Source organism: Hydrotalea sp. (assembly GCA_030054115.1).
GTDB lineage: Bacteria > Pseudomonadota > Alphaproteobacteria > JASGCL01 > JASGCL01 > JASGCL01.
This window is the reverse complement of sequence record JASGCL010000013.1, coordinates 24447-40381: the sequence shown is the minus strand read 5'-3', so window position 1 is coordinate 40381 and position 15935 is coordinate 24447. Positions and strand designations below refer to the sequence as shown.

Here is a 15935-nt window from a genome sequence, read left to right as displayed (position 1 = left end):
AGAAATAATGAGCGAGCATTGCGAGCGAATATATTTCTCAGGTAGGTTAGACCCCCTGTGCGAATCTGAAATGGTGACTAACCCCCCTACAAAATATCTCGGCAAGCCTCGTATTTTGTCTATCCCGTTGGCGTGTATACACGCCGACGGGTCGCAATCGTCCTTTCTTTACTCCGCCGTTTTTTAACACCCCACCGTCCATTATTCTCGAAAATTTTTCTAACCCGTACCGCCGTTCGGACTCTCTCTCTCCGCCCCAGCCATTTTCATCATTTAAATTGTAAAAAAGTGATGGAAAGGCGAGGAATTTTGCGCTACAAGGATTTCGTTATTTAACCTAATTACACCTGAAAGGAAAAAACCATGGCCAAAAGAACCCTTACAACCACGGCCGGCCGGCCGGTGGCGGATAATCAAAATTCGCTGACCGCTGGCAAACGTGGCCCGGTGCTGTTGCAGGACGTGCACCTCATCGAAAAACTAGCCCACCAAAACCGCGAGCGTATTCCCGAACGGGTTGTCCACGCCAAGGGGTGGGGCGCCTATGGCACCCTGACCGTGACGCAGGATATTACCCAATATACCTCCGCCAAATTGTTTGAAAAGGTTGGTAAAAAAACCGACCTGTTGGTGCGGTTTTCAACCGTCGCCGGCGAGCAAGGCGCGGCCGATGCCGAACGCGACGTGCGTGGCTTCGCGGTTAAGCTATATACCGACGAGGGCAATTGGGATATTGTCGGCAACAACACGCCGGTATTTTTTATTCGCGACCCGTTGAAATTTCCGGATTTCATCCACACGCAAAAACGCCACCCGCGCAGTAACCTGCGTAGTGGCACCGCAATGTGGGATTTCTGGTCGCAAAGCCCCGAATCATTGCACCAGGTAACCATATTGATGAGCGACCGCGGTTTGCCAACCGACGTGCGCCATGTCAATGGTTATGGCTCGCACACTTTCAGCTTCATCAACGCCAAGCAAGAACGTTTTTGGGTGAAATTCCATTTCAAAACCTTGCAAGGCCATAAACATTGGACAAATGCCGAGGCCGAAAAGGTGGTTGGCAAAACCCGCGAGTCGACTCAAGAGGACCTCTATGGTTCGATTGAAAAGGGCGAATACCCGAAATGGCGTTTTTGCGTGCAGATAATGCCCGAGGCCGATGCCGACAAAACCAATTACAATCCATTCGACCTGACCAAGGTTTGGCCGCATAAGGATTACCCATTGCACGAGGTTGGCATCATGGAATTAAACCGCAACCCGGATAATTATTTTTCGGAAATTGAAAATGCGGCTTTTTCGCCATCGAACATCGTGCCGGGCGTTTCGTTCTCACCCGATAAAATGTTGCAGGCGCGGATATTTTCCTACGCCGATGCGCACCGTTATCGTTTGGGCACGCATTACGAATCGTTGCCGGTGAACCGGCCGAAATCGCCGGTGCATACGTATCATAAGGATGGCACGATGCGGCATTTTGAAAACAGCAGTGGTAATGTTGATGCCTATTACGAACCCAACATGTATAGCGACGCGCCGAAGGAAGACCCGCGTTACAAAGAACCACCGTTGAAAATCAGCGGCGACGCCGACCATTACAATCATCGTGATGGTAACGACGATTACACCCAACCGGGCAATTTGTTCCGTTTGTTTGACGCCGGTCAAAAACAACGATTGTTCGATAATATTGCCGCCGCCATGCAGGGCGTGCCGCAAGCCATTATCGACAAACAATGTCAGCATTTTGACAAGGCCGACCCCGAATATGGCAAGGGGGTTCGCGCCGCATTGGCCAAACAAAAATAATTTTTTGTTTGCAAGTTATGGAAAAAGGGGGCGGGGTTTTCCCCCGCTCCCTTTTTTTATGCCGGTTTTTACAACTTTACAGGCGGGGCGATTCTTTTTATGACAAACCATGACGAATTTTTTGTCATTGCTAAAAAAATGGTTACCCAAATTTTTATGGGGGTGTGTTGCGGCAACCTTGCTATTGCTTGTGGCGGGTTGCCCGGAATTGGCATTGGCGCAACAGACCAAAGATAAAAATGGCGTGCCGATTATTTCGCCACCGACGGCGATAAAGAAGCTAGCCCCCCCAGCTGATAACGCGGCGGATAAGGACAGCAAAGACAAAAAAACCCAAGATGAAAAGAAGAAGGATGAAAAAAATCCTAAGAAGCCGACCACGCCCCAGGCCAAACCGGCCGATAAGGCGGCGGATAAAAAACCGACCAAGCAAGCTGATAAACCGGCAGACAAACCCAGCGACAAGGCAACAGCCGATAAAGCAAAACCGCAAGAAAAAACCCCGTCCAAAAATTCATCGCCCGTAACGCCAAGCAACAATAAGCCGGCAACGGGCAATGCGCCAACCACGCCGACCAAGCCAGCCGGCGGCGCGGCGACAAACACCGCGAAGCCGGCAAATACATCAACCACCGCGAAGCCGGCGCAAAATAATAAAACATCAACCAAGCCAATCGCCCCACCGCGTGATACAACCGCCAGCAAAAATATAAATTTAAAAAAAATCGAGGTCAAAAGCACGGGGCAGGGCGCGCAGGTGGTGGCCTATTTCGACCGCTCGACGCCCTATCGGGTTTTTACCATGGCCAACCCGCCACGGGTGGTGATGGACATGGTGGGAAAAATTACCACCAATGATGTAACCATGGCCGATAACGCGACAACCAAAACCTGGCTAAAAAATTATCGCCTGACCATCACCAACAATGGCGTTGGCCAACAAACGCGCATTGTGTTTGATTTGGCAAAAAATGCGCGGGTGGTGAATGTTGCCCATCGCGACGATGGCAAAAATAATTTTACCATTGCCAGCAATTTGGTGAACAGCAAAACCATGGCGGCATTTAACCGCGAATCGCCCAATTGGCAAACCGCTAGCCAGGCCGCAACGAACGATCGCGCATTTAATCGCCCGCTTAATGATACATTGTCCAGCAACCCAGCGGTGAACACAAATAATGGTCGCGGTAACCAAATCGCCAGCAAGCCGGTCGACGCCATCGGCAATATTATTAACCAGGCCGAACGGGAAAACAACCCGCCGGCCACGCGAAGTCAGCTGGATGATTTAATAAAAAAATCCGATACGGGGCAGAGCAACAATGCCAGCAACAAGAAACAACCCCAAGCGCAAACCAAAGCGCAACCCCGCGCGCCGGCCGAGGCCGAAAGCGATATACCAAAAGACAAACCATTGATAGCGATAGACGCCGGCCACGGCGGCGTCGACACCGGCACCATCGGCCGCCACGGCACGGTAGAAAAATTGGTTAATGTCGCGGTGGCAAAACAATTGGCCGCGGCGTTGCAACAATCGGGGCGTTACCGCGTGTTGTTAACCCGCTCCGGTGATTATTTTATTCCGTTGCGCGAACGTTACCGCATGGCCGAACGGGCCAAGGCCGATTTTTTTCTTTCCATCCATGCCGATTCTTTCCCCGACCCAAATGTTTTGGGGGCGAGTATTTACACCTTGTCCAATGTTGCCTCCGACCGCGAAACCGCCAAGATTGCAGAGCGGGAAAATAATTCTGACAAATACGCGTCGATGTTTGAACGGGGTTTGCCGTTCGACGCGCGGGTGATATTGCTGGGGCTGGGGCAAAAGCAAAAGGAAGCCCATTCCAACATGTTTGCCAAATTGGTGGCGCAAAAATTTCCACCGACCGTGCCATTTTTACGCTCCAAACCGCATCGCTTTGCCGCCTTCACCGTGATGAAATCCGTCACCATGCCGTCGGTGTTGTTGGAGGTTGGCTTCCTATCCAGCGAACAACAGGAACGGCAAATTATCAGCCCGGAATTTCGCAACAACCTTACCCATTGCATGGTCAAGGCCTTCGACCAATATTTCTACAACATCCCCATGCAACGCGGTTGCGGTTTGTAGTGATGCGAGCGGTCAAGTAAAAAATATAAAATAATGTCGGTCATCAACTTGCGCTCAAGCAATAAAATGGTAGCGCAAATAAATTGTGCAAACTACATAGCCATCATGCCGACGATGTTGTAACCGCCGTCGACGAAATGAACCTCGCCCGTAACACTGCGCGACAGGTCGGATAACAAATACAAAGCCGACCCGCCAATGTCGTCTAAATTCATGTTGCGGCGCAGGGGGTTGTTGTCGCCCTGCCAATTAAATGTTGCGCGGCCCGACGCCACGGCCGACCCGGCCAGGGTTTTCATCGGCCCGGCCGACAGGGCATTGACGCGAATGTTTGCCGCGCCCAAATCATCCGCCAAATAACGCACCGACGATTCCAACGCCGCCTTGCACACGCCCATCACATTGTAATTTTTCATAACGCGGCTGGCCCCTTCGTAACTCAAGGTTAATATCGAACCGCCGTTGGTCATCAATGGCGCGGCCAAACGGGCGGTTAAAATAAATGAATAACAAGAAATCTCCATCGATTTTAAAAAATTGTCGCGGCTGGTGTTGACAAATCGGCCATCAAGTTCGGCCTTGTCAGAAAAGGCCAGGCTATGCACAACAAAATCTAAGCCGCCCAATTTGTCGTGGGCGGTTTTTATCGCTGACGCCACGTCGCTTTCGCGCTCCACCGCGCACGGGACAATGTTATCGGTGCCGGTTAATTCCTTCACCAACGGCGCGACGCGCGACCCGTAAACATCGTTTTGATAGGTAAAAAATAATGACGCGCCAGCGGCATGCAACGTGCGGGCAATGCCCCATGCTATCGACCGGTCGTTGGCCACCCCCATGATGAGTCCCTTTTTTCCGTTCATGATGGTTGGTAAGGCAATGGTCATGATTTTTATTTTTTATTATTCGGGTTTGCTAAAAACCAAACAGGCATTGGTGCCACCAAAACCAAAACTATTCGACATCACGTTTTTTAAATTGACGTTCATGGCTGGCTTGGTGATGATATTTAAGCCGGCGAACACCGGGTCTAGCTCATCCACATTGATAGACGGCGCGATGAAATTATGTTCCATCATCAAAATACTATAGATAGCCTCCTGCACGCCGGTTGCGCCCAAACTATGGCCGGTCATCGACTTGGTCGACGAAAATGCCGGCACCTGCGCCGCGCCGCCAAAAAATTTGGTCAGGGCTTCCCCCTCCTTCGCGTCGCCGACCGGCGTCGATGTGCCGTGGGTGTTTACGTAATCAATTTTTCCTTTGACCGTGCTGGTCGCCATCTGCATGCAACGCACCGCGCCCTCGCCCGATGGTTGCACCATGTCATAACCGTCAGAATTCGCGCCGTAACCGGTTAATTCGGCGTAAATTTTTGCGCCACGCGCCCGGGCGCGTTCGTAATTTTCCAACACCAACATGCCACCACCGGCGGCGATAACAAAACCATCGCGGTTTTTGTCATAGGCGCGAGACGCCTTGGCCGGGTTATCATTGTTGCCGGCCGACAGGGCCGCCATGGCGTCGAACATCACCGCCATGGTCCAGTGCATTTCTTCGCCACCGCCGGCAAACACAATATCTTGCTTGCCCCATTGGATAAGCTCGGCCCCGTGGCCAACGCAATGGGCCGATGTCGAACAGGCCGAGGTGATGGAATAATTAACGCCGCGAATTTTAAACGGCGTGGCCAGGGTGGCCGAATTGGTCGACGACATGGCACGCGGCACAATAAACGGGCTGACGCGGCGCGCCCCCTTGCTCCGCGCGGTATCCCACCCCTCCAACATATTGCTGGTCGATGGGCCGCCCGATGCGGTGACCAAACCGGTGCGGTCGTTACTGATTTCTTTTTCGCTCAGGCCGGCGTCCTTGATAGCCTCCTGCATTGCGATATAATTCCACCCCGCGCCGTCGCCCATGAATCGAAAATCGCGTTTGTCGATAACATCGCGCGGGTTTAGCGTCGGTTGGCCGGATACTTGACTGCGCATGCCCAATTCGGGAAATGTCGGGTTAAAGGTAATGCCCGACTTGCCGGTTTTTAGCGACGCCAAAACCTCGGCGACATTATTGCCGATGGAGCTTACGATGCCGATACCAGTAACGGCAACGCGATGGAGGGTAGGCGAAGAAGTCATTTATTTATTTTGTTAGCGATATTACGCCTTGGCGGTGAAAAGCCCGACTTTTAAATCTTTTGCTTCATAAACCACCTTGCCATCGACCGATAATTCGCCGTCGGCCACCCCCATGATAAGGCGATTCAGCACCAAACGTTTGATGGCAATGCGATAGCGCACCAATTTGGCGGTTGGCAAAACTTCCCCTGTGAATTTTAATTCGCTAAGGCCAAGGGCGCGGCCCTTGCCGATGCCGCCCATCCACCCCAAATAAAAACCAAGCAGTTGCCATAAAGCATCAAGCCCCAGGCAACCAGGCATCACCGGGTCGCCCTTAAAATGGCAATCGAAAAACCATAGATTTTTTTTGATATCCAATTCGGCGATGATTTCGCCCTTGCCCACGCCACCGTTTTCATCAACATGGGTGATGCGGTCGAACATCAACATGTTGGGCAGGGGCAATTGTGGGTTGCCGGCACCAAATAATTTTCCGTTGCCACAGCTAATCAAGTCATTATAATCGTAATTATCTTTGCGGTGGGCGTAATGCGGGTTTAAAACACGTGGCGCAGAACGGTTCAATGCTTTTTCTGTCGCACCACGGAGCGGTTGTATCGCATGGCCGGCCACCGTTTTTACCCGTTCGGCCATTTTGCCCGCAATATGGCCAGCGGATTCGACCATTGCCCCGCCACTGGTTTTTGCGGCATCAAGTGCGCTGCGTGGCATGGCTTTTAATATTTCGGTCGTTTTGCCAGCGGTAAAGTCGTTTTTGGCCATTTCTGTCAAATAGATTTGTTTTTAGAAATAATTATAGTCCCCTATAATCCCTTGTACATCCCCTTGCGTCATCCCGTGCAACCCCTTGTGCATCTCCTTTACTCCCCTCAGATATCCCCCAGCGCGATTATACACCGATTGTTATAAATGTAAAGGCATTTTACGACGATAAAAATGGTTGTAAGTGATCGCGGGTGATGAAACCACCACCCAAAAGTCGCCAAGTCGATGCGCCGCGCGCCGTGTCATGTTGGGTTGGTTCATCCACCATATCATACAGCACCAATGCTTGGCCAGCCGCGACGCCAATCGCTGGGGTTGCAAATTCGACCGCAATCTTTCCTTGGTGGTGTATTAACCGCGCCTTGACCGGTGCCATGGTCGAGCGATATTTGACCGATACCTCGCGCGACGCGGCGGTGGCGACGTCGGTCAACCAATAGCATTCTTGCAAGGTAACTTTATCGACCAGCAATTGTTGTTTGTCGCCGACGACGACACGATTTTTGCTCGGGTCAACCGCCAGCACAAACAACGCGTCATGGTCGCCGGCCAATTGATTATCGCCCGGTTTTTTTTTGCGGCCGCCAATTTTTAAACCACGGCGTTGGCCGACGGTGTAATCGACCACGCCCTGGTGTTGGCCGACCACCGTGCCATTTTGCAACACGATATCGCCGGTTTGCATGGCGTCTGGTTTTTTTTCCTTTATCACCGCGCGGTAATCGCCGCCCGGCACAAAACAAATATCTTGCGAATCGGGTTTTTGCGCCACATCAAGCTTGAAATATCGCGCCAGGGCACGGGTTTCATCTTTCGACAAATTGCCAAGCGGAAAGCGTAAAAAATCCAGCTGGTCGCGGCTGGTGGTGAATAAAAAATAAGATTGGTCTTTTTGCATGCTGGTGGTGTCTTGCCCGCCGACCAATAATTGCGGGCCATGTTTGGTTGCAACGCGCCGCACATAATGGCCGGTGGCCAGTGCCGCCACCCCCAATTTTTTTGCCATGGCATAAAGGTCATTAAATTTTACCGTTTGGTTGCACCGCACGCAGGGCAGGGGGGTTTCGCCGCGCAGGTAACTTTCGACAAAATCGTCGATGACCTTTTCCGAAAATCGGTCCTCGTAATTCAGCACATAATGGGGAATGTCGATTTGCTGTGCCACCATTTTTGCATCGTCGATATCCGCGCCGGCGCAACAGGCACCCTTTTTTTTCACCGCCGCCCCATGGTCATAAAGTTGCAGGGTGACACCCATGACATCATGGCCGAGGTGTTTTAACACCGCGGCCACGACCGAGCTATCGACCCCGCCCGACATGGCAACCAGCACGCGACTGCGCGGTGCCAGGTCGATTTCTAACCGCGCCAAAATGGCGGCGATGGTCGCGTCGGGGGCATTTGGGGCGGTTGATGGTTGGTTCATGGTCGCTGGTTTTCTGGGGTTTCGCCTTGGTTTTTTTCGGGGGATAATGGTGCGCAAATTTGTTGCCCGCACCACATCGTCTTATAGCAAGAATGGCAAGGTATTTGCAATTATCCATCGTCTTAACAAACATTAGTTAATAAAGTGGGGACGATAAAGGATGATGAATTATGGGCTATTATAAAAAAAGCGAGAAGCAAGGCGCAAGCGGGGTAAAAAACATCATGAAAAGCGATGGTTTTTCGATGGATAAAAAATCGTCGTCCCGTGAATTGGGCGATATGGGTCAATATAATGGCGCGGGTGGCGAACATCAATTTGGCGACCAATTTAACATCAAGCGCAACCCCCAGCATAACCAACGCCACAACGGCGAGGTAACCTATCGCCCGCAAAATGACGACGATATTAATAAAGACAGCAATAAGGACAGCGGTAAGCAAGACCCCATCGGCATGATTGCCAATTATTTTGAAGAACAATCGTGGCATTTTGAACGTTTCGACAGCAATTCGCTGTTGTTGGATATTGCCGGCGAATGGTGCCGCTATCGGTTTTATTTTTCTTACATCCCCGAAAGACAATTTTTTTACGTAACGGCGCGTATCGAATTACCAATTCCGGAAAAGACCAAGGGTTATTATAGTTTCTTACTGCAGGGCTTGAACGAATCGATGCGCCTCGGCCATGTTGATTTATCGCCCGATGACCACAAACCGGTGTGGCGGTTTTTATTGCCATTGCGCGGTAGCCCCAACCTGACGCTGGGACAATTGGCCGACGTGTTGGAGGAAGCATTATACGAATGCGACAAGATTTATCCAGCCTTCCAATTATTTGTTTGGGGCGGCTATAACGCCGATGAAGCCGTGTCGTCGGTGTTGTTTCCGGTAATGGGCTCGGCGTAATTTTTATGGGTCAAGGCACGCGCAAAGCCCAAATAAAATCATGAGCGAGCACCCAAGAATCCTATCGGTTGGTTGTGGCAATATGGGTGGTGCCTTGTTGGCGCGGTTTGCCGCCGCCGCGCCGGGCCGTGATATTCTGGCCATCAGCCAAAGCGAAAAAAAAATTACCGGCGTGCGGTGGCAACCGGTGCCTGCACCGCTGAAACCCGATTATACCCCCGATATTATTTTGTTGGCGGTCAAGCCGCAGGTGGCGGACGATATTTTGCCGCGTTACCAAAAATTTTCAAACAGCATTTTTATTTCCATCATGGCCGGCAAGGACATGGGTTATTTGCAAAAAATATTGGGCGACGACAAAAAAATTATCCGCGCCATGCCCAATTTATTGGTTAAGGTGCAGAAGGGCTTCACCAGTTATTGCATGAATAAAAATTGCACGGCGGCGGATGAGAAAACCTTCACCGAATTATTCTTGCCAACCGGCGTGATAGAAAAAATTATAGAAGATAAATATGACATGATGACCGCCCTGTTTGGTTGCGCCCCCGGGTTTATTTTATACATGGCCGATGTGATGCAGAAAGTGGCCTACGATAGGGCGCAGATTGATATAAGCCACGAAAAATTGCGCGACATTATCAAGGACATGATAATTGGTTCGATGGAAATTGTCGGCGATAAATCATTTGAGGATTCATACAAACAGGTGGCCAGTCGCGGCGGCATGACCGAGGCGGGGATAAATTATTTACAAGAAAAAAAATTTGAAGAATTATGGGCGCACGCCATTGGACAGGCCAGGGTGCGCGCCGAAGAATTATCAAAATAATATTTTATTTTTGAATTTTTTCACTTTTGAATTATTGACCTTAGAAGCCATTACTGATAAATGGCATGTCGTGCCCGCTTCTAAAAATAGAAATAAAATAAAAAATCCCCCGTTGATAAGCTTGGTGGGCGTAACCCGTCGCGGCTGGGCGTCCTTGCTGGCGGTGGTTTTTATCGCCGTCTTGCTTCAATTTTTTTATGACCCATCGGTGCTGGGGGCCAGTTTATCCCTCGCCCTTGGGCTTTTGTTCGTCAATGATGTGATGGATAAAAAAGGCTGGGGAAAATCTCTACCAAAATCCTTACCATCTTCCTTACCAATTTATCTGCGCTGGGCATTATTGCTTGCGGTGGCTTGCTTGGTTATATTTTCGGTCATTTATAACGCAACCACCCTGGACGACGGCAATTGGAAATACGAGGTCCGCGATATATTCGCCAGTTATCGCCAAGTGCTTAATTTAAAATACCATGGGCATTTTTTATTTGTCGCCCTGTGGTTGGTGGGGGTGGCGCGGGTTAAAAAGAAAAATTCTGTCCTTACCATTATGCTGTTGCTGTTGGCCTTTGGTTTTTTATCGGTTTATCAATCGGTGTTTGATTATTTGCAAAACACCGGCGACGAAGCGATGATGGAAGTAAAACATTTTAATTTTAGCGAGGCGGCTTCCTTCCTCGTTACCCTTGGCCAGAATATTTCTTTTCAATTTAACCTTATCACCACCATGGTCGCGATTTTGTTTGCCCATGTTATCGCCGGTGTTAAAAACCATATCATGGGTTATTATGCCGATGATAAACATTCCATAGCTAAAAAAACTATCACCGCTGTTCATTGGTTTTTGCTGGCGGTGCTTATTATCATGCCGCTCCACCGGCTTTATGCACGTTCCATCATGGCCTTCATGCGGAACTTAGATTTTTTTGAAACGGCAAAGGAGCTATATAAGAATCCATTGCCGCCGATTGATTTGCCGCGCGTGGGTTTGCAATTGGTGGTTTACATCGGCGAATCAACGTCGCCCATCCATTGGTCGCTTTATGGTTACCAACGGGCAACCACGCCGCAATTGGAAAAATTAGCAAGGGAGGGAAATTTGCTGGTGTTTCACAATGTTTTTTCGACCTTCAGCCACACCGGACCATCGTTGCTAAATGCTTTGAGCTTTCGCCCCCTAAGCCAGAGTCTATTCGCACCTATCGACGGGCAAAAGCGAATCCCCTTGCCTGCGGTGCTGGCCGACAGCAACATCATCAACCATTACATCAGCACCCAGGCCTATGGCACGTCCACCGACCTGTTGAGCATCACTATTTTTTCTAAAATAAAAAAAATTCTAAATAATTCGCTAAATGACCACCAGGTTTTGTTGGCGCAATTGACTGGCATTGTCCCTAGCTTGAAAAAAAACCAATCGCAGGTCGTGTGGTTGCATTCTTACGCCGGCCATGCGCCCTACATCAATTCTTTGCCGCTTAATTTTGTCGCGCCGGTCGATGATTTTTACAAAAACCAACCGCTGAATAATATCATCGCGCAAGATGGTTTAAAAAGCACGGTCAGGGAAATCGAAGGTTACGATTCCGCCATGACCTATGTCGACAGCAACCTCAGCGGCGCAATGAAGCAGGTCGCGAACTTATCCACGCCGGTGGTGGTGGTGTATTTTGCTGACCATGGTGAAAGCCCCAATTATGGATTGGGACATGATTCGTCGCGGTTTCGCCATGAAATGTTTCGCGTGCCATTTGTTATTTATTTTAATCAGGCGGCGAAGGATGCTTACCCCCAGCTGTTTGCCAAATACCAACAGCTGGCGGCGGCGTCACGCCGGCGTATCAGCCTGCTCAACCAATTTCCCTACACGGTGATTGACCTGTTGGGTGGCGATATTAAAAAATATTCTAAGGCGATTGCTATCAAATCGGTGATGGGCGAACAAAATAATATCATCGACCCGGTGATGGTGCGCGGCACGGCAAGCGGTATAAAATACGTGAATCTTAATCGCGTCGCGATCCCTGGCGCGCCGGCTGGCACGATTGATAATACCAACGACAGCCACGAAACAACGATATTTTTACAAAATTTTTATGGCGCAAAAACTTGCTACCGCGTGGTTGATATCAGGTCGGCGATGATTGGTTCGTTTATTGCGCCATGTTTATTGATTGACAAGGCGGCGGCTGTTACCAACCCGACCTTATTGTCGGCAATAAAAACCATTGCCCGCAAACGCGACGTTGCCCTGCAGGTAAAATAAATATAAAATAATTATTTATCTTCGCGCACGATTATTTTTTTCTTTTACCGCCGATAATTTCATCGATGATATAAACCGGACGTTGTTTGGTTTCGTTGTAAATGCGGCCAATATATTCGCCCAAAATACCCAGCACGATTAATTGCACACCGCCGATAAACATCACCGCCACCATCAACGCCGCCCAACCCGATACCCAGACGTTGGTGGCAAACCTTATCCAAACCACCAATATAATGCCAAGCAAGGCGAGCAACGAGGAAAAAAACCCGAAATAGGTCGCCAATTTTAATGGCTTGGTCGAAAAAGAAAAAATACCATTCATCGCCAGTGCCAGCATTTTTTTCAACGGGTATTTGGTTTCGCCGCCGGCACGTTCATCGCGCACGAAATAAACCGCTTCTTGATTGAACCCCAGCCAGGCGATCATGCCGCGCAGGAATTTTGTTCGCTCCGGCATTTGTTGTAATGCGGTTACGACCTTTCGGTCCATCAAGCGGAAATCACCGGTGTTGCGCGGAATTTCGCTGTCGGCCAGGCGGTTGATAATGCGGTAGAAAAAAAACGCCGTGATTTTTTTAAACACCGATTCGCCCTTGCGTTTTTTTCGCACGCCGTAAACCATGTCGGCACCGGCCTGCCATTTTTTTATCATCTCGAGCACGACCTCGGGCGGGTCTTGCAAATCGGCGTCCATCAACACCACGGCGTCGCCGCGCGCCGTGTCGATGCCGGCCAGGGCGGCCAATTGGTGGCCAAAGTTACGTGAAAAAGAAACCAGCACCAAATTTTTATCTTTCTGGCAATGGGATTTTATTATTTGCTTGGTGCGGTCGCGGCTACCATCATCGACCAACACCACTTCATAGGCGAAACCTTTTTTAACAATTTGTTGGGTCAGGTTTTTGACCCGCGCCATGGTTTGCGGCAAAACCTCCTCCTCGTTAAAGCAGGGCAAGACAATGGAAATAGTTTTTGTGGCCATGAATTTTTATCAATGGTTGTTTTCTATCAGGTTATTGGTTGATAGGCAATAAGGTTACAAGGTGCAGGGATTTATTTTCCGAAACGAAAGCCATTACACTATTATTTATTTTTTTCCATGATAATTTTTTTTACGCCATAATAATTGGCCATTGCGCCAAGTCCCCATTCGCTTGTTATTGGCTCCCAATTCCAAAATGCATAGCGATGCGCGCCAAAGCGGCGACTATACATATATTTTGGTGAATAGGGTGTGATAAGGATGGTGTCCTTGCCTTGGTTTTTCTGGGTGATAATTGATTGCACCCTGGCCTTAAATTCTTCGTGAAAGCCAAGGGTGAGTAATAAAATATAAAGCAAATAGATGGAAAAAAGAATTGAAGAGATAAGAAAAATATTTTTTCTGATGATGATTGATAAAGCTTTTTGATTGGGCGATAAAAAAACAAAATCAATAACCAACAGGCAGGCCAATAAGAAAATTGCTGTGCCGGCAAACCATGTGCGGCTGTAATGGGCGGGACTGATGGCCGCGATGGCAATAAAGCCAAAGGTAGATAATAGATAAATAGTGGCCATGCCAAACGCCTTATCTTTCTTCATTTTCTTGACAAGGCGGCGCAAGAAACCCTTATCGTTGATGGTGATATGTTTTTGCCAATAGTAAAAAATAGGCAATAGCAGGATAGGCAAAAGAAATGTTTCATGTAAAAAAATACGAAAGCCGTGTAGCGGCTCGCCCACAATTTTTTCAAAAAGAGGTAAGGCGCGATAAGCCACGTATTCAGGGCTAATATACCTTAGATGATTACCAGGCGCGGTTATAAGTATAACAACGCCGATAATAAAACACAGAAAAGTCGTCCAGCACCATAGGGGTAATTTTTTTTTGATAAAAAATATTTTATAAATAAAACCAATGGTGATAAGCCCAAGCACAACAACCACGCCAACATAATCGGTCATGCCAGCGATGGTCGCCAGTGGCATCACCGCGACAATAAACAACCAATGTTTTGACGATTGGTTTTTGAAGGTTAAGAATTTGTCGTGCGCAAAGGCGAGGCGATAAAGCACCGCAAGCCATGATAGGATGGTTGTTGACCAAAGGTAGGTGGCGCGGCCGTTAAGCCAAAAAATTGTTTCGCCTTTTTCGGCCAAGATGGTCATCATCAACAGAAAAATAATAAACAGCCTAAGCCGATCATTTTTGTCATTAAATATCGGTTTTCGTGCGAATGCCAATAAGAACAGGCTAATAAGAAAACTAACAAACACCAAGCCATTTAATCCCGACAGAATAATTTGTGAAAAATTTTCTTCAAATGGCGCGCGATAAAAAGAGTAACCAAAAAAGGTATAAATAAAGCTATTGATGCGGCCACCCCAACCAAAATAATAACCTTTATATGTTTGCCAAGCTTCCTTTAAGGCAAAAAAATCATTGCCATTGCCCTTGATATAATCATCTTCCATTATCGGCGTAAAATAACTAACCACCGAAATATAAATAAAAACGGGCAGTAATAACGCTATTGCCCATAGCCACCTTTGCTTGTCTTTGTTATTTTTTGCATCTCTCATGCCATAATTATTAAGAGATTTTAAGTTGTAATACAACTGTAAAAGAAAGTGAAGACACCCATGCTTTCCAGTTCCCACGAATTTACTTCGCGGGAACGAATAATGAAATAAGGCATGGTGATCACCGCTGGAAGCGGTTATCACCCAACAAATTGCCTGCGGAAGCCTCCCAGTCTGCGCTTTAGTTTATTTAAAAGAAAGTGAAGACACCTTGGGTGGCAGTTCCCACGAATTTACTTTGCGCTTTGGCGCATGATAACGCACCCACCACGCATAAGACGAAAACTATCCCGCTATCTGCTCAACTGCGGAAGCCTCCCGGTCTGCGCTTTAGTTTATTTAAAAGAAAGTGAAGACACCTTGGGTGGCAGTTCCCACGAATTTACTTCGTGGGAACGAATAATGAAATAAGGTAGGGTGATCACCGCTGGAAGCGGTTATCACCCAACAAATTGGTGCACCCGGCGCGATTCGAACGCACGGCCTTTGCCTTCGGAGGGCAACGCTCTATCCAGCTGAGCTACGGGTGCTTAAAGGCAATAAACCCTATAAAAAAAAACACGAAAACACAATCACCAATAATTTGTTGTTGGCCATGGCTTACCAACGGCGCACATCGGCGCAATAATCTTTGTATTTTTTGCCAAATTTTTTTGCCAGTATTTTTTCCTCGGGGATGATTTGAAAAAAATTGATATAACCCGCAAACAGCACCGGCAATAACAACGAAACCCACGATGAAAAAAACAGGCCAAAACTCATCAGCAATAAAAACAGGCCAAGATACATCGGGTTACGGGTTACGGAAAAAATACCGGTGGTTACCAACTTGCTGGCTTCTTGCGGTTGTTTGGGGTTGACGGTCGTGCCGGCATGGCGGAATGACGAAACACCCGCCAGCATAAAAAACCCACCAAGCACCAACAACAAAAACCCCATGCCATATAACCATACCGGCGGCAAATCAAACGGCACCAGGCCAAACCATTTGCCCAACAGCCAGGCCAGCAATAAAAAAAACAAAGCCACCAACGGCGGGGGAATCAACAATTCAAATTTTTTAATCATCATCATGTTGTGCACCTCCATTGGGATTTTTTATAATTA

The 15935-nt window shown here is 48.5% G+C and carries 12 protein-coding genes and 1 tRNA gene; 5 read left to right on the top strand and 8 right to left on the bottom strand.

The window, feature by feature from the left end; translation table 11 throughout:
- Nucleotides 1-363 precede the first annotated feature (363 nt).
- Both QM529_04035 and QM529_04030 read left to right on the top strand, forming a co-directional pair.
- A complete protein-coding gene (locus QM529_04035) occupies nucleotides 364-1812 on the top strand; it encodes a catalase (protein MDI9313831.1) in 1449 nt (482 codons plus the stop codon).
- Between the two features lie 109 nt (nucleotides 1813-1921).
- On the top strand, nucleotides 1922-3922 hold the full coding sequence (locus QM529_04030) for an N-acetylmuramoyl-L-alanine amidase (protein ID MDI9313830.1): 2001 nt from the start codon (nucleotides 1922-1924) through the stop codon (nucleotides 3920-3922).
- Between the two features lie 92 nt (nucleotides 3923-4014).
- Here QM529_04030 and QM529_04025 read toward each other — a convergent pair whose 3' ends face one another.
- The 4 genes from QM529_04025 to mnmA form a co-directional block, all read right to left on the bottom strand.
- The gene (locus QM529_04025; protein ID MDI9313829.1) at nucleotides 4015-4809 is read right to left on the bottom strand and encodes an SDR family oxidoreductase; all 795 of its coding nucleotides are present in this window, start codon (nucleotides 4807-4809) and stop codon (nucleotides 4015-4017) included.
- 15 nt (nucleotides 4810-4824) lie between these two features.
- The gene (fabB, locus tag QM529_04020) at nucleotides 4825-6063 is read right to left on the bottom strand and encodes a beta-ketoacyl-ACP synthase I (GenBank protein ID MDI9313828.1); all 1239 of its coding nucleotides are present in this window, start codon (nucleotides 6061-6063) and stop codon (nucleotides 4825-4827) included.
- A gap of 21 nt (nucleotides 6064-6084) precedes the next feature.
- Entirely contained in the window at nucleotides 6085-6777 is a 693-nt protein-coding gene (gene fabA / locus QM529_04015; protein ID MDI9313827.1) for a bifunctional 3-hydroxydecanoyl-ACP dehydratase/trans-2-decenoyl-ACP isomerase, read from the bottom strand.
- 211 nt (nucleotides 6778-6988) lie between these two features.
- Nucleotides 6989-8257: a tRNA 2-thiouridine(34) synthase MnmA gene (gene mnmA, locus QM529_04010; protein MDI9313826.1), complete on the bottom strand. Its 1269-nt coding sequence runs from the start codon at nucleotides 8255-8257 to the stop codon at nucleotides 6989-6991.
- A 170-nt stretch (nucleotides 8258-8427) separates the two neighbouring features.
- Here mnmA and QM529_04005 point away from each other — a divergent pair, with 170 nt between their 5' ends.
- Genes QM529_04005 through QM529_03995 form a run of 3 tightly spaced genes read left to right on the top strand, consistent with a single transcriptional unit; the run spans nucleotide 8428 to nucleotide 12260 of the window.
- Nucleotides 8428-9165 (top strand): YbjN domain-containing protein, encoded by a 738-nt coding sequence (locus tag QM529_04005; GenBank protein ID MDI9313825.1) that lies wholly within the window; start codon nucleotides 8428-8430, stop codon nucleotides 9163-9165.
- 40 nt (nucleotides 9166-9205) lie between these two features.
- On the top strand, nucleotides 9206-9997 hold the full coding sequence (locus QM529_04000) for a pyrroline-5-carboxylate reductase dimerization domain-containing protein (GenBank protein MDI9313824.1): 792 nt from the start codon (nucleotides 9206-9208) through the stop codon (nucleotides 9995-9997).
- Nucleotides 9998-10007: 10 nt separating this feature from the next.
- Nucleotides 10008-12260 (top strand): sulfatase-like hydrolase/transferase, encoded by a 2253-nt coding sequence (locus QM529_03995; protein ID MDI9313823.1) that lies wholly within the window; start codon nucleotides 10008-10010, stop codon nucleotides 12258-12260.
- 31 nt (nucleotides 12261-12291) lie between these two features.
- On the opposite strand, the gene QM529_03990 is transcribed toward QM529_03995, so the two are convergent.
- The 4 genes from QM529_03990 to QM529_03975 form a co-directional block, all read right to left on the bottom strand.
- Nucleotides 12292-13245, bottom strand: a complete 954-nt coding sequence (locus tag QM529_03990) for a glycosyltransferase family 2 protein (GenBank protein ID MDI9313822.1) — start codon at nucleotides 13243-13245, stop codon at nucleotides 12292-12294.
- 101 nt (nucleotides 13246-13346) lie between these two features.
- Nucleotides 13347-14828 carry a DUF6056 family protein gene (locus tag QM529_03985; GenBank protein MDI9313821.1) on the bottom strand — a complete coding sequence of 494 codons (1482 nt, stop codon included), beginning with the start codon at nucleotides 14826-14828 and terminating at the stop codon, nucleotides 13347-13349.
- A gap of 453 nt (nucleotides 14829-15281) precedes the next feature.
- Nucleotides 15282-15358: transfer RNA gene (locus QM529_03980), tRNA-Arg, on the bottom strand.
- Between the two features lie 70 nt (nucleotides 15359-15428).
- A complete protein-coding gene (locus QM529_03975) occupies nucleotides 15429-15917 on the bottom strand; it encodes an isoprenylcysteine carboxylmethyltransferase family protein (protein ID MDI9313820.1) in 489 nt (162 codons plus the stop codon).
- Nucleotides 15918-15935: the final 18 nt, after the last annotated feature.